Origin of the sequence: Phenylobacterium sp. (assembly GCF_016124325.1) — a bacterium.
GTDB lineage: Bacteria > Pseudomonadota > Alphaproteobacteria > Caulobacterales > Caulobacteraceae > Phenylobacterium.
The window spans coordinates 57,446-76,510 of the sequence record NZ_WGNY01000028.1 but is presented as its reverse complement, the minus strand read 5'-3'; the positions used below and the strand labels follow the sequence as shown (position 1 = coordinate 76,510).

The window sequence follows — 19,065 nt, the reverse complement described above, 5'->3', positions numbered from 1 at the left end:
GCGCGACCGCAGGCGCGCTAAGGTCGCCCCAAACAGATGTTGGGAGGATCGCCGCCATGGAGTTCGAACTGGTCTGCGAAGGCCTGGAGTTTCCCGAGGGACCCATCGCGATGGCCGACGGGTCGGTCATCCTCACCGAGATCAAGGGCCAGCGCCTGACCCGGGTGAAGCCTGACGGGACCAAGGAACTGGTGGTCGAAACCGGCGGGGGCCCGAACGGCGCGGCCATCGGCCCCGACGGGGCGATCTGGATCACCAACAACGGCGGCAGCTTCGAGTGGCTCGACAACCAGGGCATGACCATTCCCGGCCCGACGCCGCCGTCGCACACCGGCGGCTACATCCAGCGCTTCGACCTGAAGAGCGGCAAGCTGGAGACGGTCTATGACTCCTGCGACGGCAAGCGGCTGGTGGGCCCCAACGACATCGTCTTCGACAAGCAGGGCGGCATGTGGTTCTCGGACCACGGCTGTTCGACGCCCGAGGGCCGCAAGTTCGGCGGCGTCTACTACGCCAAGACCGACGGGAGCCAAATCAGCCGCCAGCGCGACCACCTGATCAGCCCGAACGGCATCGGCCTGTCGCCCGACGAGAAGACCGTCTACCTGGCCGACACCAACCTGGGGCGCCTCTGGGCGTTCGACGTCGCCGCGCCGGGCCAGCTCGCACCCGCGGCGGGCTTCGCGCCCGGCCACGTGGTCTGCAACCTGCCGGGCTACCAGCTTCTCGACAGCCTGGCGGTGGAGGCCGGCGGCAAGGTGTGCGTGGCCACCATCATCAACGGCGGCATCACCGCCTTCGACCCCGACGGCTCGACCGAGCACTACGCCTTCCCGGACCTGATCTGCACCAACATCTGCTTCGGCGGGGCCGACATGACGACGGCGTGGATCACGGCCTCGGCCACCGGCAAGCTGTTCAAGGCCAAGTGGCCCCGGCCCGGCCTCAAGCTGAACTTCAACGCGTGAGCCTTTCCCTCCCCCTTGTGGGGGGGTGGCCGGCGCGCAGCGCCGGACGGCTGGGGAACGATCGCGCCCCACCCCGCTCGCTTCGCGAGTCGCCCTCCCCATCAAGGGGACGGAACCGGCCTAGTACAGCGTCGCCATCACAGAGCGGTCGAAGGCCTTCAGTTCGGCCGTCCGGCCTTCGCGCACCTTCACCACCCACTCGGGATCCTGCAGCAGCGCGCGGCCGACGGCGACGAGGTCGAAGTCGCCGCGATCCAGCATGGCCTCAAGACGCTCCAGCGAGGCAGGCTCGCTGCGTTCGCCCGCGAAGCCCGCGACGAACTCGCCGGTCAGGCCCACCGAGCCCACGGTGATGGTCGGAACCCCGGTCAGCTTCTTGGCCCAGCCGGCGAAGTTGAGGTCGCTGCCCTCGAACTCCGGCTCCCAGAAGCGGCGCTGCGAGCAGTGCAGCACGTCGGCCCCGGCGTCGACCAGCGCGCCCAGCCACGCCTCCAGCGCCTTGGGGTCGTGGGCCAGCTTCACGTTGAAGTCCTGCTGCTTCCACTGGCTGATGCGGATGATCACCGGATAGTCCGGCCCCACGGCCTGGCGCACGGCGCGCAGGATGTCGGCGGCGAAGCGCGCGCGGCCCGGCAGGTCCTTGCCGCCGTAGGCGTCCTCGCGGACGTTCACGCCGTCCCAGAAGAACTGGTCGATCAGATAGCCGTGGGCGCCGTGCAGTTCGACGGCGTCGAAGCCCAGGGCCTTGGCCGCGGCCGCGGCGTCGGCGAAGGCGCGGATGGCGTCGGCCACGTCCTCGTCGCTCATCGCCTCGCCGAACTTCTTGCCCGGGCTCGAATAGCCCGAGGGGCTGTCGTACGGGCCGGGCGGGGTCCAGTCCTCGCTGCGGCTGCGCACCGCGCCCACGTGCCAGAGCTGGGGCGCGATCAGCCCGCCGCCCTTGTGGACCTCGGAGGCCACCTTGCCCCAGGCGGTCAGCTCGGTGTCGCCGTGGAAGCGCGGGATGTTGGGATCGTTGAGCGAGGCCGGCCGGTTCACGCCCGTCCCCTCGGTGACGATCAGGCCCACCTGGTTCTCGGCCCGGCGGCGGTAGTAGGCCGCCACCTCGTCGGTCGCCACGCCGCCCGGCGAGAACGAACGCGTCATCGGCGCCATGACGATGCGGTTGGGGAGCTTCAGCCCCTTGAACTCGAAGGGTGTGAAGAGGACGTCCGACGCCATGTGCTCGCCTGCGCTCCGGTCTGGGATTTCAAACGTCTGTTTGCACTGCAAGGCTCGGTGAAGCCAGTCCAGAAATCCTGGAGACGGCTTCAGCCGTCGCCGAGCACCGCCCGGCGGCGCGCCAGGCTCTCGGCCGGCCAGAGCGCCGCCATGTCGTAGTAGATGTCGAAGGCCGGAACCCCGGGCGGCAGCGTCACCCACGGCAGCTTGGAACGCGTGAAGATGTGGACATCCGGCGGCAGGGCCGCGCGGTCGTCCAGCGTGGTCGCGCGCAGGAAGCTCATCACCTTGCGGTCGCCGTAGTCGGACCAGATCGTCGTGCCGCAGTCCGTGCAGCGATAGACGAGATGCGGCCGGCCGGAATCGGTGGGCATGGCCGTCGGCTTGGGTTCGCCCGACAGGATCTCGATCCGGTCGGTCTCGATCAGGGCGTTGATGACGAAGGCGCTTCCGACCTGGCGCTGACAGTCGCTGCAATGGCAGCAGTGGACGAACATCGGCCCGCTCTTCAGCCGATAGCGCACCGTCCCACACGCGCAGCCACCCTCAAGTGCGCCCATCAGCCCCTCCGGATTGCGTCCGAATTTTTCACGGTGGAAAAGTTGACGCCAGCGTCACGTTTCATTGACTCGCGAAAGCGACAAGCTCATCGTGTCACCCGACGCAATATGGGCCGCAAGACCCGCCCCCAGGAGGATGAACCATGGACGACGCCGCCATCGACCTGCATCGCGCCGCCCGGGACGCGGCCTTCACGATGCCGCTCGACCAGATCAATCCGGCCGATCCGGAGCTGTTCCGCACCGACACCATGTGGCCCTACTTCGAGCGGCTGCGGAAGGAGGACCCGGTCCACTACACCGCCGACTCCGGCTTCGAGGACGTCGGCGCCTACTGGTCGGTGACCAAGTACAACGACATCATGGCCGTGGACACGAACCACGAGGTGTTCTCGTCCGAGCCGATCATCGTGCTGCCGGACCCGGCGGAAGACTTCACGCTTCCGATGTTCATCGCGATGGACCCGCCCAAGCACGACGTGCAGCGCAAGACGGTGCAGCCCATCGTCTCGCCGCACCACCTGGCGCACCTGGAGCCGATCATCCGCGAGCGCGCGGCCAAGATTCTCGACGACCTGCCGATCGGCGAGGAGATCGACTGGGTCGACAAGGTGTCGATCGAACTGACCACCATGACGCTGGCGACGCTGTTCGACTTCCCCTGGGAAGACCGCCGCAAGCTGACCCGCTGGTCCGACGTGGCGACCGCCGGCCCGGATTCCGGCCTGTTCAACTCCACCGATCCTGAAGAGGCCGAACAGCAGCGCCGCGCCGAACTGTTCGAGTGCGTCGACTACTTCATGAACCTGTGGAACGAGCGGGTGAACGCCCCGCCGCAGCCCGACCTGATCTCGATGCTGGCCCACGGCGAGTCCACGCGGAACATGGACCGCATGGAATATCTCGGGAACCTGATCCTGCTGATCGTCGGCGGCAACGACACCACCCGCAACACGATCTCGGGCTCGGTGCTGGCGCTGAACCAGAACCCCGACCAGGACCGCATCCTGCGCGCCGACCCCGGCATGATCCCCAACATGGTCTCCGAGACCATCCGTTGGCAGACGCCGCTGGCCTACATGCGCCGCACCGCCAAGCGCGACTTCGAACTGGGCGGCAAGACCATCAAGGAAGGCGACAAGGTCGCCATGTGGTACGTCTCGGGCAACCGCGACGACGAGGTGATCGAGCGGCCCAACGACTACTGGATCGAGCGGCCGCGGGTGCGTCAGCACCTGTCGTTCGGCTTCGGCATCCACCGCTGCGTGGGCAACCGCCTCGCCGAGCTCCAGCTCAAGATCATCTGGGAGGAAATCCTCAAGCGCTTCCCGCGCATCGAGGTGGTGGGCCCGCCGCGCCGGGTGCTGTCGTCCTTCGTGAAGGGCTACGAGTCCCTGCCGGTCGTGATCCCGACCCGGACCTGAGTTCAGGCCATGAAGCCGGTGGCTGGCCGATTGACGGCCGCCGCCGGCTGGTCTTTCCTCGCCGCCCATCGGGCCGGGGGGCTTGAGGGAGACCGTCCATGAATAAAGCCCCATACCGAACCCTGGCCCTGGCGCTCGCCGCCGCGGGCCTCGCCGGCGCCGCCCAGGCCGATCCGGTTTCGCTTTCGGCCCACCTGACCGGCGCTGCCGAAAAGCCCACCGCCGGAGATCCCGACGGCATGGGCCACGCGACCCTCAAGGTCGACACGGCCAAGAACGAGATCTGCTACACGCTGATGGTCGAGAACATCGGCCAGCCGCTCATGGCCCACATCCACAAGGGCGGCCCGGACGCCGCCGGCCCGGTGGCGGTGCCGCTGACCCCGCCTGACTCGAGCGGCAAGAGCGCCGCCTGCGTGACCGCCGACGCCGCGGTGGTGAAGGACATCGCCGACAATCCGGGCGGCTACTACGTCAATGTGCACACCGCCGACTTCAAGGCCGGCGCGGTGCGCGGGCAGGTGATGAAGTAGGCGCTACCGGGGCTTGGCGGCCGGGGGCGCGGTTGGAGCCGCAGGCGGCGGGTCCCAGGCGCTCATCAGGCTGATCACCACCTTCGCCACGCTCTCGGCGGCGATCACGGTGGCGCCCCCGCCCCCGCGGCACACCACGCGGAACGCCGACTGGAGATCGGTCGCTTCGTCGGCCGGTCCCCACTCGGGATTGGGGTTCACCTTGCTGGCCAGCAGCGCGCCCGAGCGGGAGAACGCCGAGAACTCGCGCCAGCGCACGCGATCGGTGTCGCAGTTGTATTCGGACAGCGTCCGGACATAGCCGGGCTGCGGCGGATCACCGTTCAGGATGTTGCGCTGGACCCGCACGGCCCAGGCCCGCCGGACCGAGGGGTCCACCTGCTCGATGCCGGCCGGATCCATGATCGTCCAGGCGTCGTGCCCAGACTGGACCACGTAGAACGTGGCGGCGGTCGCCGCGGGCCCGACGGCGGCGGCGGCAAGTCCGGCCAAGCCGGCGATCAGGCGTGCGGTTCGGCGCATGTCCAATGCACTAACCCGACCTGCGCGGGCGGGGAAGACGCCGAAAGAGGCGCTCAGGCTATCGCGGCGCGGCGGCGGCGCATCGTCGCCCCGACCACGCCGAAGCCGAGGATCATCAGCGCCCAGGCGCCGGGCTCCGGCACCGCTTGGGCGCCCCGTTCCAGCGCCGTGACCGCCAGCGGCTGGGTGTAGTAGAGACGGGCGCCGGAGGCCGAGCTGAAGGCCAGGGTGAAGGCGTCGAGACCGGTTCCGGCGTCGAGGCGGTAGAAGGCCGTCACCCCGCCGGGCGTATACGGGCTGGGGCTGCCGGAACCCGCGCCCCAGTGGACGCCCACATAGCTGACGCCCGTCAGCAGGGTCGTGAAGTCCACCGTCTGGCTGTCGAGATCGAGCTGCGGCTCGACGATGCTTCCGTCCCAGTCGGCCAGGCCGATCGCGGCCAGCGCGTTGGTCTGCGACAGGAGATCAGAGGGACTGTCGTTAAGCAGGTTGCCTTCGTAGAAGCCGCTGCAGGCCGCCACGTCGGCGGACAGGTCGGCCAGCCCGCAGACGCCGGGCGAGGTGTCGGGCGTATCGTCCCGATGGCCCCGGCCGTGATCGCGCGCGGCGGCCGGCGCGGCGAAGGCGAGGCCGACCGCGAGCGCGGCGGCGGCGGCAAATCCTGGATGCTTCACGGCTTCTTCGAGCCCTCTTCTACCCACCATCGGTGGCGCCTGGAGGCGCGCACCACCCGCATGGTGGCTCGGAAAGCCTGAAGAAACGTTGCCGCCCCCCGGCGGTCAGGAGTTGATCCCGCTCGCGATGATCCGCCGCGAGCGGGGGCCGCGTCTAGGCGAGCGCGGCGCGTCGGCGACGGAGGAGCGCGCCCGCGCCCGCGAAGCCAACGATCATCAGGGCCCAGGTCGCCGGCTCGGGAATGGCGGCGGTCGGGACGATCGGGCCGTAGGCGTCGCGCGCGGCGACGTTGTAGGTGAGCCCGGTCTTGCCGTCATAAATGTCGGCGGCGAACCACCAGCCGCCCTGGTTGGAGCTGAACTGGTTACCCGTTCCGAGCCCGGTCAGCTTGCCGGTGATCGGGTCGATCTGAGCGCCGACGCCCGCGAAGGTGAGCCCCCCGGCGTTGTAGACCGTGAACACCAGGTCGCCCTGCTTACCCTTCGAGGCGCCGTTGCCGTCTTCCCAGTGGCCCGGCGTCTTCTTCTTGGCCGGGACCCAGACCTGGCAGCAACCGACCTTGTCGATGAACGTGCCGTAGGGCGTGGCCTGATAGCTGCCGTCGCCGGCGTAGAAGAAGTCCTGCGCGCCGGTGTTCGACACCGTGACCGAGCTAGGAGCCGCCAAGTTGAACAGGAACGGGTCGTGCGGGCCGCCCGTGTTCACGAACAGCGAGTCTGGGTCGGCCAGGCTCACGGTCACGCGCACCGAATTGGGATCCAGTTCCTCGATGGTCACCGTGCCGTAGGGCGTCTGGGGCCCCGACAGGCCATCGCGGTATTCGAGATAGGAGGTGTAGGTCAGCGCTGAGGCCGCCTGCGCGCCCACAAGCATCGCCACACCCGCGGCGAACGCCGTGAGAACCCGCAACTTCATACCCGTACTCCAAAAACTTCCGCGCCGCGCCCGCAGGCCCCGCGGGCCGCGACGTCAGCGATTTCAGGCTGGAATTTCGCCGCTCTCGCTGCAGTGCACAATCTGACCTGGAGTCAGGGGGAAACCCCTATCGAAGGATAGGGGTATGCCGCCCACGGCGGCGCAGCGCCGCACCGACCGCCGCGAAGCCCGACACCATGACGATCCATGCCGAGGGTTCCGGCACGGCCCCGCGCGCGACGATATTGGCCGGCTCATCGGGCGGGGGAATGTCCGACGAGGGTCCGGTCGGGCCCGTCTCGGGCGGGAGCCCGGGGCTGTCCGGGAAGACGTCGGCGCTGCGCACGGGGCCCGGTTCCCCGCGCCGCCCCGTCGGCGCCGGATCGAAGACGCCGCCCGGCCCGTCCCCGGTCCCCGGAACGCCGAGGCCACCCCCCAGGTCGATCAACGTCGGCCGTCCGGGAGGATTTGCAGTCGGGCCGCCAGCCGGGAGATCTGGTCCCGGCGGCGCGACCGGCGACGGGGTTCCGCCTCCGACGAGGCCGCCGCCTCCGGATCCCGAGCCTGCGCCACCACCGCCACCGCCAAACCCGGCAGCGCCACCGATCAGGCCCTGGCCTTCGTCCCCGCCCGCGTCCAGGAAAGCCACGCCCTGGCCGGGCGCCGGGTCCGGCGCGGGGCCGCCCGGCGACGCCGAGGCATCCGTCCCGCCTTGGTCCAGTAGGCCAGCGCCGTCGCCCGGGCCCTTGCCCTCCGCAGACGGCGCGCCGACGCGCACCGGCGGGGCGCCGCCGTCGTTTGGTGCGCCCGCACCCCCGGAGGATCCGCCGCCAGGCGCCCCGCCGGCGCCGGTACCGCCACGCTCGGCTTCGCCGGCCGCCGCGCTGTCCGACGCCGCGTCCTGGGTGTGGAACAGGTTCAGGCGCAAGCCGGCCAGTTCGTCCGACGCCACGCGGGTCAGGACGGGCGCCGCGACGGCCGCAGCCGCCACCAGCATGAACGCCAGGCCGCCTCGCGGGAACATGCGGCCGTGGTCATCTCGCCGGCGGCTCGCGCCGGGCCCGAAGACCTCGTCCGCGATGGCGGATGGCCACAGCCACGCCAGGGTCGCCGAGCGCCGCGGAGCGCCGGGCGCGCGAGCCGTCCGAACCGCGAGATCCCACTTCATGTCGCCGTGCGCCTGTCCCCGCCCCGCGGCCTCCTACGCCCCGGGGGGCGCAGGCCGCGGCCATGCTGGCTTCAGGATGGCGATGTCGTGGTGGCGAACAATCTGGCCTCGCGGCCAGGATCGGCCCCTATCGCCCGATAGGGGCCGCCAGCGCGGGGCCGGTCAGAGGCCCAGCACCATCTTGGCCATGATGTTGTGCTGGATCTCGTTCGATCCCGCGTAGATCGAGGTCTTGCGGTAGTTGAAGTAGTGGGGCGCGACGGTCGCCGCGTAGTCCGGCCCCGCCCGGAACGTGTTGCCGCCGGGGCGCAGCATCTCCCAGGTGTCGCGGACGAAGGGCTGCTTGTAGACGCCCACCGCCTCCAGCGCGAGTTCGGTCACCGCCTGCTGCATCTGGCTGCCTTCCAGCTTCAGCATCGAGGAGACCGCGCCCATCGCCTCGCCGTTGGCGCGGCCGGAGAACACCCGCAGCTCCGTGGCGTTCAGCGTCTCGATCTTGATCTCGATCTCGCAGAGCCGCTTGCGGAAGTCAGGGTCGCTCATCATCGATCCGCCGCCGTCCGACCTTTCGAGGCTGGCGATCTTGCGCACCTTCTTGAGCTGGTCCTGCAGGCCGGGCGCATAGGCGTTGCCGCGCTCGAACTGCAGCAGGTACTTGGCGTAGGTCCAGCCCTCGCCTTCCTTGCCGATCCGGTTGGTCACCGGCACCCGGACGTTGTCGAAGAAGGTCTCGTTGATCTCCTGTTCGCCCTCGGCCGGGCCGTCGAGCGTGGGGATCGGCCGGATGGTGATGCCGGGCGTGCGCATGTCGATCAGCAGGAACGAGATGCCCTTCTGGCGGATCTCCTCGTTGGAGGTGCGCACCAGGCAGAACATCCAGTCGGCCCACTGGGCCAGGGTGGTCCACGTCTTCGAACCGTTCAGGACGTAGTGGTCCCCATCCCGCTCGGCCTTGAGCGCCAGCGACGCCAGGTCGGAGCCCGACCCCGGCTCGGAATAGCCCTGGCACCACCAGACGTCGGTGGTCAGGATCTTGGGCAGGTGCTGCTTCTTCTGCTCGTCCGTGCCGAAGGCCATCACCACGGGGGCGCACATGCGCAGGCCCATGTTGGAGGTCGACGGCGCGCCCGCCAGCGCCATCTCCATGTCGAAGATGTACTTCTTGCCCAGGCTCCAGCCCGTGCCGCCGTATTCCACCGGCCAGTCGGGCGCGATCCAGCCCTTCTCGCCCAGGCGCTTCAGCCAGCGGACCTGGCTCTCCTTGTCGAGGTGGTGGTTCTTGGACTGGGCCAGCTTGGCCCGCATCTCGTCGTCGAACGCCTCGGCGATGAACGCGCGCACCTCCTCGCGGAAGGCGAGGTCCTCAGCGGAGAAATCCAGGTCCATGGCGGTTCAGCCCACGCCGTCGAGGTATTCGATCTCGGGGCGCCCAGCGAGCACCGCCGCGAACTTCGGGCCCGCGGCCTTGAAGTACTCGGTGCCGCCGTGATGGGTCAGCGCGTCCTGATCCTTGTAGAGCTCGAGCACCTTGTAGACGTTGGGCTCGGTGCGGCTCTTGGTGAGCTGGTAGGCCAGGTTGCCGGGCTCGTTGGCGCGGACCTGTTTGGCGAGCTCGGTGAAGAAGGCCTCGAACTCGGGCCCCTTGCCGTCCTGCACCGGAATCTTCGCGATCACGCCAATGGTCATGCCGTCCTCCCAACAAGTGTTTGAAAGACGGTAGAGGCGCGCGCGCGAGGCGGCAAGCATCACCTCGCGTTACGCGGCCGGCCGAACCAGGATCAGGAGCGCTCGGTCCAGCCGTAGGCCACCCAGTGGTGGCCGCCCAGGTGGCGGGCTTCGATGATGTCGTCGTTGCGGCGTCGCGCCCGCACGGTGCGCCGCGCGCGCATCGCCAGGCCAGCGAAGCCCAGGAGGATCGACCCCATCACGGCGATGACGGTGACGGTCGCGGCGGCGAAGAGCGCCAGCACGGCGCCCACCACCACCGCGGCGGCGGTCGCGAGGCCCGCGCCAATGGCGGCGAGACTGCGGAGGGCGGAACCGGGCCCGGCGGCGAAGTCCTTGACCATGATGCTCCTCAGAAGGGCGTCCGGCAGAACCGTGAAAGCCTCATGACAACACAGTGGTTCCGAACGTCAACCGAACTTGTGCCCGTTTCGAGGCGCCGGGCGGTCATGCCGCACCTTCCAGCAGGGCCTTCCGCTCGCGCACGATCTCGTCATAGGCGGCGTTGATGGCGGCGGCCTTGGCGTGGGCGACCTCGACGAATTCAGGCGGAAGGCCGCGCGAACGGGCGCGGTCGGGATGGGCCTCCGCCAGCTGCGCGCGCCACGCGGCGCGGACGGCTTCGTCGGACGCATCGGGCGCCACGCCGAGGATCACATAGGGATCGTCATTGGCCGCGCCGAGATGCGTGGCCTTGATGCGCCGGAAAACCAGCGGCGACAGGCCGAAAAGTTCGGAGACCCGCTCCAGATAGACCAGTTCATCGCCGGTGACCGCGCCATCGGAGGCGGCGATGTGGAAGAGGCCGTCCAGCACGTCCTCAAGCAGTTGGGGGCAGCCGCCGTAGCGCTTACGCAGGCGCCGCGCGTAGCCTTCGAACCCGCGGGTGGTCTGGCGCGCGAGCTGGTAGAGGCGGCGGATGTTGCCCTCGCTGCCCGGATCGGCCTGGAAGACCGTGTGGAACGCTTCGTACTCGGAGGCTTGGGCCTCGCCGTCGGCCTTGGCCAGCTTGGCGCCGAGCGCGGTGACCGCCGTGGAAAATGCAGGATCTTCGCCGGGCAAACCGGGGGGGCAGGTTTCGCACTCCGCCTCATCGACCTTGCGCGCCGCCAGGCCGGCAATTTTGCGCCAGAAGCTCATTTCGCTATGGGCATGCCTTACGACCGCTTCGTTCCCCTGACAATCCGGGCCAGAGGTTAAGTTTTGGACAGACGCTATGCCTTCTGGATCGATCGTGGCGGCACATTCACCGATGTGATCGGCCGCGCGGACGACGGTTCGGAGGTTTCCCGCAAGCTGCTGTCGGCCTCGCCGGCCTACGAGGACGCCGCCGTCGAGGCCATGCGGCGCATCCTGGGCGTCGCGCCCGGCGCGCCCTTCCCGGCCGAGCGGGTCGAGGCGATCAAGATGGGCACGACCGTCGCCACCAACGCCCTGCTGGAGCGGCGGGGCGCCAAGACCCTGTTCGTGACCACCGAGGGCTTCGCCGACGCCATCCTGATCGGCGACCAGGCCCGGCCCGAGCTGTTCGCCCTGACCATCGAGCGACCGCCGCCCCTGTACGAGGGCGTGGTCGAGGCCGCCGAGCGGCTGGCGGCGGATGGCGCGGTGATCCGCCCGCTGGACGCCGAGGCGCTGCGGCGCCGGTTGAAGGCCGCCGTCGCCGAGGGCTTCACCTCGGCCGCGATCGCCTTCCTGCACGCCGATCTCAACCCGCAGCACGAAGCCCAGGCCGCCGAGATCGCGCGGGAGGCCGGTTTCGCCTTCGTTGCGGCGAGTTCGGAGGTCTCGCCCCTGCCCCGCTTCGTTCCCCGCGCCGAAACGACGGTGGCCGACGCCTATCTGACCCCGGTGCTGCAAGCCTACGTCCGCCGCGTGGCCGACGCCGTCGCCGGCGCGCCGCTCTACTTCATGACCTCGGCCGGCGGGCTGGTGGCGGCCGAGGCGTTCCGGGGCCGCGACGCCGTGGTCTCGGGCCCCGCCGGCGGCGTGGTGGGCGTGGCGCACACGGCCGAACAGTCCGGCGCCCCCGCCGCGCTCGGCTTCGACATGGGCGGGACCTCCACCGACGTCTGCCGCTTCGCCGGGGTGCTGGAGCGGCGGGATCAGGCGCGGGTGGCCGGGGCGCGGCTGCGCAGCCCGATGCTCGACGTCGAGACGGTGGCGGCCGGCGGCGGATCGATTCTCGCATTCGACGGCATGCGCGCGCGGGCCGGGCCCGCCAGCGCCGGCGCCGACCCGGGGCCCGCCTGCTACGGCCGGGGCGGACCGGCGACGGTGACCGACGCCAACCTCGCCCTGGGCCGGCTGTCGCCGCGCGACTTCCCGCGCGTTTTCGGACCGAAGGGCGACGCGCCGCTGGATCCGGCCGCCAGCCGGGCGCGGTTGGCCGAACTGGCGCGGGCCATGGGCGCGGCGAGCGTCGAGGCCGCCGCCGAGGGCTTCGTCGCCGTGGCGGTGGAGCAGATGGCCCAGGCGGTGCGGCGCATCTCCACCGAGCGCGGCTTCGACCCTCGCGAGCACGCCCTGGTGGCGTTCGGCGGCGCGGCCGGGCAGGTGGCCTGCCAGACCGCCGAGGCCCTCGGCGTCTCCGAGGTGCTGTGCCCCAGGTACGGCAGCGTGCTGTCGGCCTGGGGCATCGGCCAGGCGCGGGTTTCGGCGCTGAAGCAGGCCGGCGTCGAAGCCCCGCTGGACGCGAACGGCCTCGTTGCGGCTCGCAAGGCGCTGGAGGCGATCGAAGCCCAGGCGCTGGCCGATCTCGCCGGCCAGGGCGCGCCCGCGGGCGACGTACGCCGCACCCTGCGGCTCCGCTACGATGGGGCCGACGCCGAATTGCCTGTCGTCCTGGCCGACACGGGCCGCGCCAAGGCCGACTTCGAGGCGGCCCACCAGCGGCTGTTCGGCTTCGTCGAGCCCGAACGCACGATCCTGATCGCGGCCGTGGAGGCCGAGGCGGTCGCCCGCGCGACCGACCAGGGCGAAGACCGGGTCGCATCCGATCCAGGGGCCACCGACGCCCTCGGCCTCGGTCGGGACGAGCAGGTGAGGATGTTCGCCGCCAGCGCCTGGCATGATGCGCCCATCGTGGCGGCGGACGCGCTCGCGCGCGTCGACGGCCCGGCGCTGGTCGTGCGCGCCGACACCCAGATCGCGGTGCTGCCCGGCTGGCGGGCCCGCGCCGACGCCGACGGCCTGATCCGCCTCTCACGTGTGGGCGGCGAGACGCGCAAGGCGATCGCCCTCGACCGGCCCGACCCGGTGACCCTGGAGCTGTTCAACCGCCGCTTCATGGGCGTGGCCGAGGCCATGGGCGCGGCGCTGGAGCGCACGGCGCACTCGGTGAACATCAAGGAACGGCTCGACTTCTCCTGCGCGCTTTTCGACGCCGATGGCGGGCTGGTGGCCAACGCCCCGCACATGCCGGTGCACCTGGGCTCGATGGGCGCCAGCGTCCGGGCGGTGCGCGACCGGCATCCCGACCTGAAGCCGGGCCAGGCCTTCGCGCTGAACAACCCCTACGCCGGCGGCACCCACCTGCCCGACATCACCGTGGTGATGCCGGTGTTCATGGCCAGCTCCTCCCCTGTCGCGAAGACGACGGGGGAGGTGGATCGCGGCGCTAGCCGCGAGACGGAGGGGGCGCAAAGCCGCCAAACGCCCCCTCCGGCGCTACGCGCCACCTCCCCCGAAGTGTCCCCTTCAGGGGAGGAGCAACCGGCGTTCTACGTCGCCGCCCGCGGCCACCACGCCGACGTGGGCGGGATTCAGCCCGGCTCCATGCCGCCGTTCTCGCACACCATCGACGAGGAAGGCGTGCTGCTGGACGCCCTGCCGATCATGCGCGACGGCCGCTTCCTCGACGCCGAGACCCGCGCGGCCCTGGCGTCGGGCCAGTGGCCGGCGCGGGCCCCCGACCGCAACATCGCCGACCTCAAGGCCCAGGTCGCCGCCTGCCAGGCCGGCGCCGGCGCCGTATCGGAGATGATCCGCGCCTACGGGGCCGACGCCGTGGCCCGCTACATGGGCTTCGTGCAGGAGAACGCGGCCGAGGCGGTGCGGCGCGCGGTGGGGCGGCTGTCGGACGGCGCGGCGCGCATGCCCATGGACGGCGGCGGCGAGATCGCGGTGCGTACGACCGTCGACGCGGCGGCCCGCGAGGCGGTGCTGGACTTCACCGGCTCGGCCGACCAGCTCGGCTCCAACTTCAACGCCCCGTCGGCGATCGTGGACGCTGCGGCGCTCTATGTCTTCCGCACCCTGGTGGACGACGATATCCCGCTGAACGCCGGCTGCCTGGAGCCGCTGAAGATCCTCACGCGCGAGGGCTCGATGCTGGACCCGCGCCCGCCGGCCGCCGTGGTCGCCGGAAACGTCGAGACCAGCCAGCACGTGGTCGACGCGCTCTACGCGGCGCTGGGCGTGATGGCCGCGGCCCAGGGCACGATGAACAACTTCACCTTCGGCGACGACCAGCGGCAGTACTACGAGACCATCTGCGGCGGCGCGGGCGCCACGGCGACCGCGGACGGGGCCAGCGCGGTCCACACCCATATGACCAACTCGCGGCTGACCGATCCGGAGATCCTGGAGCGGCGTTTCCCCGTGCGGGTGGAGACGTTCGGCGTGCGCCAGGGTTCGGGCGGCGATGGCGCGCACCGCGGCGGCGACGGCGTGCGGCGGCGCATCCGGTTCCTCGCCCCGATGGAGGCGGCCCTGCTTTCCTCGCGCCGCGATCACGCGCCGCCGGGGTTGGCGGGCGGCGGCGACGGCCGCCCCGGCCGCCAGCGTTTGATCGCGGCCTCGGGCGCGGCTAGTGAACTGTCCGGCTGTTTCTCCGTTACGGTCCAGCCTGGCGACGCCATCGAGATCGAGACCCCCGGGGGCGGCGGGTTCGGTCCGGCGGACTGAGCCGCCGGGCGCAAAGCTGCCAGAATTCGCCACCACAAGGCCTTCGATGATCTCCCTCGCCTTCGCCCTCGCCCTCCTCGTCCAGGATGCGCCGGCCGCCGAGCCGCCGCCGGCCGAGACGCCCGCCGAGGCTCCGGCCGAAGCTGCGGCGGCCGAGCCTGAGGCTGCTCCACCGGCCGAGGCGGAGGAAGACCGCCTGCCCGCCGGCGCCCCGCGCGACGACTATCAGTTCGTGGCCTGGTGCTACGGCGCGCTGCGCGGCTACCTCGACCTGCACGACGAGGTGATGCCCGAGGTCACCCGCATCGAGGGCCAGTTCCGCAAGCCGGGATCGAGCCTGAAGGACGACCTGAAGGTCTATGCCGACATGCAGAAGGACGGCCAGGCTCAGCTCAAGGTGTTCCAGACGGCGCTCACCGCCGCCGAGAAGGCCTCGCTGCGCCCGATCAACGCGGTCGGCGCCGAGGCCGTGCGCCAGGGCCGCCAGATCTGGGACACCGGCCCCCAGGTGACCGAGGCGCGCAAGGCGCAGGAGTGGATGAGCTGGGCCCTGCCCGCCCGCTGCGAACGGGTGGCGTCCGATCTGGAAGCCCGCGCCAAGCTGATGGGCGCGACATTCAGGGTGAACGAGGCGTCGGATGACGCCGCGCCAGCCGAAGCGACGGAGACCCCGGCGACGGAAGCCACGCCCGCCGACGCCGCGCCCACCGACAGCGCGCCGACCGACACCGCTCCGCCGGAAGCGCCTTCGACCGACACCGTCCCGGGGCTCGATGCGCCGACGGTCGACGTGACGCCCGCCCCCGCCCCGCCCGAACCGCCGAGCGCGTAAGGGGGTCTTCACCGTCCCGGGCGCAGCCTCGGCGCGATGTTCGAGCTGGCCGCGCTCTACCTGTTGGCGATCAACGGCGTGACCTTCGCCGCCTTCGCGCTCGACAAGCGGGCCGCCGAGCGGCGGCAGTGGCGCGTGCTGGAGCGCCGCCTGCTGATGCTGGCCGCATTTGGGGGGACGCCCGGCGCGATCGCGGGCCAGCAGATCCTGCGGCACAAGACGCGGAAAGAGCCGTTCCGCACGTCGCTGTGGGTGATCTTCGGCGTGCAGGCGGTGCTGCTGGCCTGGGTCGCCTACCGCCTGCTCAGATAGTCGGCCAGCCGCTCCAGGCCCGCCGCGTTCTTCTCGGGCCGCGCGGCGAAGCACCAGCGCAACCACCCCTCACCCTCGGGCCCGAAGGCCGAACCGGGCGCCAGGCCCAGGCCCACCTCGCGGATCAGGTCCTTGGCCAGGGCCATGGAGTCCGCACAGCCCCCCACCTTGAAGAAGGCGTAGAAGCCGCCGTCGGGCTGCGGCGCCTCGACACCCGGCATGGCCCTGAGCGCGCCCAGCACCTGGTCGCGCGCGGCGGCCAGTTCGGCGCGGACCTCGGAGACGTAGGCGTCGCCGTGATCCAGGGCGGCCTTGGCCCCCTCCTGCACGAAGTCCGGCGCGCAGGAGGTGTTGTATTCGATGAGCACGCCCAGCCCGTCCAGGAGCGGCGGCGGCACGACCATCCAGCCCAGCCGCCAGCCGGTCATCCGCCAGGCCTTGGAGAAGCTGTTGGTCCCGATCACCCGGTCCTCCGGCGTGGCCAGGGGCAGGAACGAGGGCGCGGTGGGCCGGTCGAAGGTGAGCCGCTCGTAGACGTCGTCGCAGAGCAGCCACGTCCCGTTGCGGCGACAGCGCTCGAGTATGGCGGCGCGGTCGTCCGGGGAGAGCATCCAGCCGGTGGGATTGTTGGGCGAATTGACGACAAGCAGGCGCGTATCGGGCGTCAGCGCGTCCATCAGCCGGTCGAGGTCGAGCCGCCAGCGGCCCTGCGCCGGCTCCAGCGGGACCACCTCAACCTCGGCCGACAGGATCTTCGGGATCTCCACCACATTCGGCCAGATCGGGCCCACCACCACCGCGCGGTCACCCGGCGAAACGACGAGCTGGGCGGCCAGCATCAGGGCGTTGACCCCGGCGCTGGTGACCGCCAGCCGATCGGGCCCGATCGGTACGCCATGCAGGCGGGTCAGATAGTCCGACAGCGACTGGCGCAGATCGGCTCGCCCCAGGTTGTGGGTGTAGTAGGTCCGCCCCTGCATCAGCGCCTCGGCGGCCGCGCGGCGGATGAACTCGGGCGTGGGCTGATCGGACTCGCCGAACCAGAAGGTCAGGATGTCGTCGCGCCCGAGGCCGGCGTTCGCCACCTCGCGGATCTTGGACAGGCGGAGGTCTTGCACCGCTTGGCGCGGCGTGGGCGCGAACATGGCGCATCCATACTCATCTCCGCGGCTTCGCGGGAGATGGCGCGCAGCAAGTCCAGGCGTCTTTGTGAGATGCGGCCGCGCCTGGCCGAATAAGGGCGTGGTCGAGCCTCGAAGTCTTGCTAAGCCTTCAAGTGCTCAGCCGCACAGGACGTCGCCATGTTCAGGTTTCCCGCCCTCCTCGCCATCCTCGCCCTGCTGCCCGCCGTGGCGGTCGCGGCGCCGCGCGCAGGGTTCCACAGCGGCCCCGTCTTCCAGGGGTTCGGCGACGTCGCCAGCGTCGAGAGCGACCTGCCCATTCCGCCGGGGACGACGCTCAAGGTGGCCTTCAACGTGAGCGACGCGGCCAAGCCCGGCGAGGTCAACCGCGCCATCGATTCGGCGGCCCGCTTCATCAATATGAACGTCGAGGCCGGCGTGCCCCTGGAGAACATCCACATCGCGATCGTGGTCCACGGCGCAGCGGCCGACGACCTGCTCGGCCCGGCGGCCTACGCCCAGCGCAAGGACGGCAAGACCAACGCCACGGCGGCCGAGATCGCGGCCCTGACCGCCCATGGCGTCGACATCTACCTCTGCGGCCAGACCGCGGCGGCCCGCGGCATCACCAAGGCCGACCTGCTTCCCGGCGTGAAGATGGCGCTCTCGGCCATGACCGCCTTCGCCCTGCTCCAGCAGCAGGGCTACACGGTCAACCCGTTCTGACGGGCCGTCCGGCGATCAGCGGTCGGGCTTGGTGATCGGCCGCGCGTCCTCCCAGCGGTAGGGGTAGACGTCGGGCGTCACATAGACCTCGGTGGTGAACTTGAACGGGTATTTGCCGCCACTGGGATAGGTCATCTCCAGAAACCAGGCGGTGAAGCCCTCGGCCGGCGCGGCGACCTTCGCGGCGTAGGTCCCGTCGGCCCGCGGCGCCAGCACCTCGCCCTTGAACGCCCGGCCCAGGGTGGCGACGCGGAAGTCGCGGGCCTTGGGGTTGGTCGCCTGCCAGAGCCGCACCTCAGCCCCCTGCGCGCCGCTGACCACCACCGTGCCGTCCTTGGCCACCGTCCAGGTGGGCTCGGGGATCGGCCGGCCGCTGATCAGGGCGTCGTACCAAGCCGTGACGCTGTCGGTGACATCGGTTAAGGCCAGCGAGTGGTTGGCGTTGGGGATCATCCGCAAGCGCTTGTCCCCGGGCAACTTCGTCCACGAGAAGCGCGTGTTGTCGGGCGGGAAGTATTCGTCGCCCACGGCGTTGACCACGTACTTCGGGATCTTCATTCGCGGTCGGTCGAGATAGCGGATCGGGTCCTCGATCGCGTTGACGGCCTCCAGCACCGGCTTGCCGATCTGGTCGGGGATCAGGCGCTCGTCGACGTAGTCCTGCAGCGCCGGCGAAAAGTAGCCCAGCGCGCGCCAGTGATGGATCGCCGTAGCGTCGACGTCGAGGGTGTTGATCACCAGCGGCGCGATGCCGATCACCCGTTCGTCGAGGAGGCCCGAGAGCCACGTCGTCCAGCCGCGCTTGGAGGCCCCGGCCACCACGAAGCCGTCGACCTTCAGCTTCTCGCCCGGAAGATACTGCTGGACCGCGGTCATGGCGGCCGAGGCGCCCTTGACCATCGGCAGGCGGACCAGGGCGTCGGGATTGCCGGCGTTCAGGTAGCGCGCCCACTGGTAGGCGATGATCTCGTCCTCGACCCGGGCCTTGCCGGACGGGTCGCCCGCCAGGTGCATCGGCTGGTTCGGCGTCTGCCGCAGCTCGGCCACCACCGAGCTGGTGTCGGTGGCCATCTTGGCGAGGTAGCCGGTCGGGCCCTTGGGCGCGGGGTCGGTGTTGTTGCCGCCGTCGATGAACAGCATCGCCTTGTCGTGGGCGACCGTGTCCGGGATCGTCACCACCAGCCAGTGCTTCCACACCGAGCGATCGGTCTCCTTGGGCGACAGCCAGGTCTGGGAGGTCAGCTCCAGGACCGCGCCGCGGTAGCCGGGGCCGGTGAAGGTCTTCTCGACGCGCCAGGCGAAGCTGGGGTCGGGCCGCGCCACATAGGCGTCCAGCGCGTTCGGCGGATTGGCCGCGGCGGGCGCGGCGCCGAGCGCGAGCGCGGCCAGCGCGCCGCCCAGCAGCTTCAGGACCTTCATCGTCGCCTCCCTCGGGCCTGTCGGCGGCCCTTGGGC

At 70.7% G+C, this 19,065-nt stretch carries 19 protein-coding genes; 7 read left to right on the top strand and 12 right to left on the bottom strand.

The features are described 5' to 3' along the window. Positions 1-56: 56 nt before the first annotated feature. Positions 57-968 carry an SMP-30/gluconolactonase/LRE family protein gene (locus GC203_RS16000; protein ID WP_293456513.1) on the top strand — a complete coding sequence of 304 codons (912 nt, stop codon included), beginning with the start codon at positions 57-59 and terminating at the stop codon, positions 966-968. A gap of 120 nt (positions 969-1,088) precedes the next feature. Here GC203_RS16000 and GC203_RS15995 read toward each other — a convergent pair whose 3' ends face one another. Then, positions 1,089-2,189, bottom strand: a complete 1,101-nt coding sequence (locus tag GC203_RS15995; protein WP_293456511.1) for an NADH:flavin oxidoreductase — start codon at positions 2,187-2,189, stop codon at positions 1,089-1,091. Between the two features lie 89 nt (positions 2,190-2,278). After that, complete coding sequence (locus GC203_RS15990; protein ID WP_293456509.1) at positions 2,279-2,749, bottom strand: GFA family protein; 471 nt, start codon at positions 2,747-2,749, stop codon at positions 2,279-2,281. 143 nt (positions 2,750-2,892) lie between these two features. Between GC203_RS15990 and GC203_RS15985 the strand changes: the two genes are divergently transcribed. Both GC203_RS15985 and GC203_RS15980 read left to right on the top strand, forming a co-directional pair. Then, positions 2,893-4,173 carry a cytochrome P450 gene (locus GC203_RS15985; protein ID WP_293456507.1) on the top strand — a complete coding sequence of 427 codons (1,281 nt, stop codon included), beginning with the start codon at positions 2,893-2,895 and terminating at the stop codon, positions 4,171-4,173. A gap of 98 nt (positions 4,174-4,271) precedes the next feature. Then, positions 4,272-4,706, top strand: a complete 435-nt coding sequence (locus GC203_RS15980; protein WP_293456504.1) for a CHRD domain-containing protein — start codon at positions 4,272-4,274, stop codon at positions 4,704-4,706. 3 nt (positions 4,707-4,709) lie between these two features. Here GC203_RS15980 and GC203_RS15975 read toward each other — a convergent pair whose 3' ends face one another. From GC203_RS15975 to GC203_RS15940, 8 genes are all read right to left on the bottom strand, one after another. Further along, complete coding sequence (locus GC203_RS15975) at positions 4,710-5,228, bottom strand: surface-adhesin E family protein (protein WP_293456501.1); 519 nt, start codon at positions 5,226-5,228, stop codon at positions 4,710-4,712. Between the two features lie 53 nt (positions 5,229-5,281). Next, positions 5,282-5,902 carry a PEPxxWA-CTERM sorting domain-containing protein gene (locus tag GC203_RS15970; protein ID WP_293456499.1) on the bottom strand — a complete coding sequence of 207 codons (621 nt, stop codon included), beginning with the start codon at positions 5,900-5,902 and terminating at the stop codon, positions 5,282-5,284. Positions 5,903-6,056: 154 nt separating this feature from the next. Beyond that, positions 6,057-6,818, bottom strand: coding sequence for a PEPxxWA-CTERM sorting domain-containing protein (locus GC203_RS15965; protein ID WP_293456498.1), 762 nt, complete (start codon positions 6,816-6,818; stop codon positions 6,057-6,059). Between the two features lie 127 nt (positions 6,819-6,945). Beyond that, on the bottom strand, positions 6,946-7,986 hold the full coding sequence (locus GC203_RS15960; RefSeq protein WP_293456495.1) for a PEPxxWA-CTERM sorting domain-containing protein: 1,041 nt from the start codon (positions 7,984-7,986) through the stop codon (positions 6,946-6,948). Positions 7,987-8,148: 162 nt separating this feature from the next. Beyond that, positions 8,149-9,372 (bottom strand): acyl-CoA dehydrogenase family protein, encoded by a 1,224-nt coding sequence (locus tag GC203_RS15955; RefSeq protein WP_293456492.1) that lies wholly within the window; start codon positions 9,370-9,372, stop codon positions 8,149-8,151. A gap of 6 nt (positions 9,373-9,378) precedes the next feature. Beyond that, positions 9,379-9,672 (bottom strand): putative quinol monooxygenase, encoded by a 294-nt coding sequence (locus GC203_RS15950; protein WP_293456490.1) that lies wholly within the window; start codon positions 9,670-9,672, stop codon positions 9,379-9,381. 92 nt (positions 9,673-9,764) lie between these two features. Continuing rightward, positions 9,765-10,055, bottom strand: a complete 291-nt coding sequence (locus GC203_RS15945) for a hypothetical protein (protein WP_293456487.1) — start codon at positions 10,053-10,055, stop codon at positions 9,765-9,767. 103 nt (positions 10,056-10,158) lie between these two features. Further along, positions 10,159-10,851, bottom strand: a complete 693-nt coding sequence (locus GC203_RS15940) for a DnaJ family molecular chaperone (protein ID WP_293456484.1) — start codon at positions 10,849-10,851, stop codon at positions 10,159-10,161. A gap of 63 nt (positions 10,852-10,914) precedes the next feature. Between GC203_RS15940 and GC203_RS15935 the strand changes: the two genes are divergently transcribed. Genes GC203_RS15935 through GC203_RS15925 form a run of 3 tightly spaced genes read left to right on the top strand, consistent with a single transcriptional unit; the run spans position 10,915 to position 15,763 of the window. Then, complete coding sequence (locus GC203_RS15935; RefSeq protein WP_293456481.1) at positions 10,915-14,619, top strand: hydantoinase B/oxoprolinase family protein; 3,705 nt, start codon at positions 10,915-10,917, stop codon at positions 14,617-14,619. A gap of 46 nt (positions 14,620-14,665) precedes the next feature. Then, complete coding sequence (locus GC203_RS15930) at positions 14,666-15,451, top strand: hypothetical protein (protein WP_293456478.1); 786 nt, start codon at positions 14,666-14,668, stop codon at positions 15,449-15,451. Positions 15,452-15,487: 36 nt separating this feature from the next. Continuing rightward, positions 15,488-15,763 carry a DUF1294 domain-containing protein gene (locus GC203_RS15925; RefSeq protein WP_293456476.1) on the top strand — a complete coding sequence of 92 codons (276 nt, stop codon included), beginning with the start codon at positions 15,488-15,490 and terminating at the stop codon, positions 15,761-15,763. On the opposite strand, the gene GC203_RS15920 is transcribed toward GC203_RS15925, so the two are convergent. Beyond that, on the bottom strand, positions 15,745-16,908 hold the full coding sequence (locus GC203_RS15920) for a pyridoxal phosphate-dependent aminotransferase (protein WP_293456473.1): 1,164 nt from the start codon (positions 16,906-16,908) through the stop codon (positions 15,745-15,747). The two genes, GC203_RS15925 and GC203_RS15920, sit on opposite strands and share 19 nt — an antisense overlap. 156 nt (positions 16,909-17,064) lie before the next feature. Here GC203_RS15920 and GC203_RS15915 point away from each other — a divergent pair, with 156 nt between their 5' ends. Then, on the top strand, positions 17,065-17,610 hold the full coding sequence (locus GC203_RS15915) for a DsrE family protein (RefSeq protein WP_293456470.1): 546 nt from the start codon (positions 17,065-17,067) through the stop codon (positions 17,608-17,610). A gap of 15 nt (positions 17,611-17,625) precedes the next feature. Here the strand turns inward: GC203_RS15915 and GC203_RS15910 are convergent, their stop codons facing one another. Continuing rightward, complete coding sequence (locus GC203_RS15910) at positions 17,626-19,029, bottom strand: PhoPQ-activated protein PqaA family protein (RefSeq protein ID WP_293456468.1); 1,404 nt, start codon at positions 19,027-19,029, stop codon at positions 17,626-17,628. Between the last annotated feature and the right edge of the window lie 36 nt (positions 19,030-19,065).

Coding starts and splice junctions, on each gene's coding strand:
- GC203_RS15995 (WP_293456511.1), bottom strand. CDS start 2,189: ATGGCGTCGGACGTCCTCTTCACACCCTTCGAGTTCAAGGGGCTGAAG.
- GC203_RS15975 (WP_293456501.1), bottom strand. CDS start 5,228: ATGCGCCGAACCGCACGCCTGATCGCCGGCTTGGCCGGACTTGCCGCC.
- GC203_RS15960 (WP_293456495.1), bottom strand. CDS start 7,986: ATGAAGTGGGATCTCGCGGTTCGGACGGCTCGCGCGCCCGGCGCTCCG.
- GC203_RS15915 (WP_293456470.1), top strand. CDS start 17,065: ATGTTCAGGTTTCCCGCCCTCCTCGCCATCCTCGCCCTGCTGCCCGCC.
- GC203_RS15985 (WP_293456507.1), top strand. CDS start 2,893: ATGGACGACGCCGCCATCGACCTGCATCGCGCCGCCCGGGACGCGGCC.
- GC203_RS15950 (WP_293456490.1), bottom strand. CDS start 9,672: ATGACCATTGGCGTGATCGCGAAGATTCCGGTGCAGGACGGCAAGGGG.
- GC203_RS15925 (WP_293456476.1), top strand. CDS start 15,488: ATGTTCGAGCTGGCCGCGCTCTACCTGTTGGCGATCAACGGCGTGACC.
- GC203_RS15990 (WP_293456509.1), bottom strand. CDS start 2,749: ATGGGCGCACTTGAGGGTGGCTGCGCGTGTGGGACGGTGCGCTATCGG.
- GC203_RS15955 (WP_293456492.1), bottom strand. CDS start 9,372: ATGGACCTGGATTTCTCCGCTGAGGACCTCGCCTTCCGCGAGGAGGTG.
- GC203_RS15920 (WP_293456473.1), bottom strand. CDS start 16,908: ATGTTCGCGCCCACGCCGCGCCAAGCGGTGCAAGACCTCCGCCTGTCC.
- GC203_RS15945 (WP_293456487.1), bottom strand. CDS start 10,055: ATGGTCAAGGACTTCGCCGCCGGGCCCGGTTCCGCCCTCCGCAGTCTC.
- GC203_RS16000 (WP_293456513.1), top strand. CDS start 57: ATGGAGTTCGAACTGGTCTGCGAAGGCCTGGAGTTTCCCGAGGGACCC.
- GC203_RS15980 (WP_293456504.1), top strand. CDS start 4,272: ATGAATAAAGCCCCATACCGAACCCTGGCCCTGGCGCTCGCCGCCGCG.
- GC203_RS15965 (WP_293456498.1), bottom strand. CDS start 6,818: ATGAAGTTGCGGGTTCTCACGGCGTTCGCCGCGGGTGTGGCGATGCTT.
- GC203_RS15940 (WP_293456484.1), bottom strand. CDS start 10,851: ATGAGCTTCTGGCGCAAAATTGCCGGCCTGGCGGCGCGCAAGGTCGAT.
- GC203_RS15910 (WP_293456468.1), bottom strand. CDS start 19,029: ATGAAGGTCCTGAAGCTGCTGGGCGGCGCGCTGGCCGCGCTCGCGCTC.
- GC203_RS15930 (WP_293456478.1), top strand. CDS start 14,666: ATGATCTCCCTCGCCTTCGCCCTCGCCCTCCTCGTCCAGGATGCGCCG.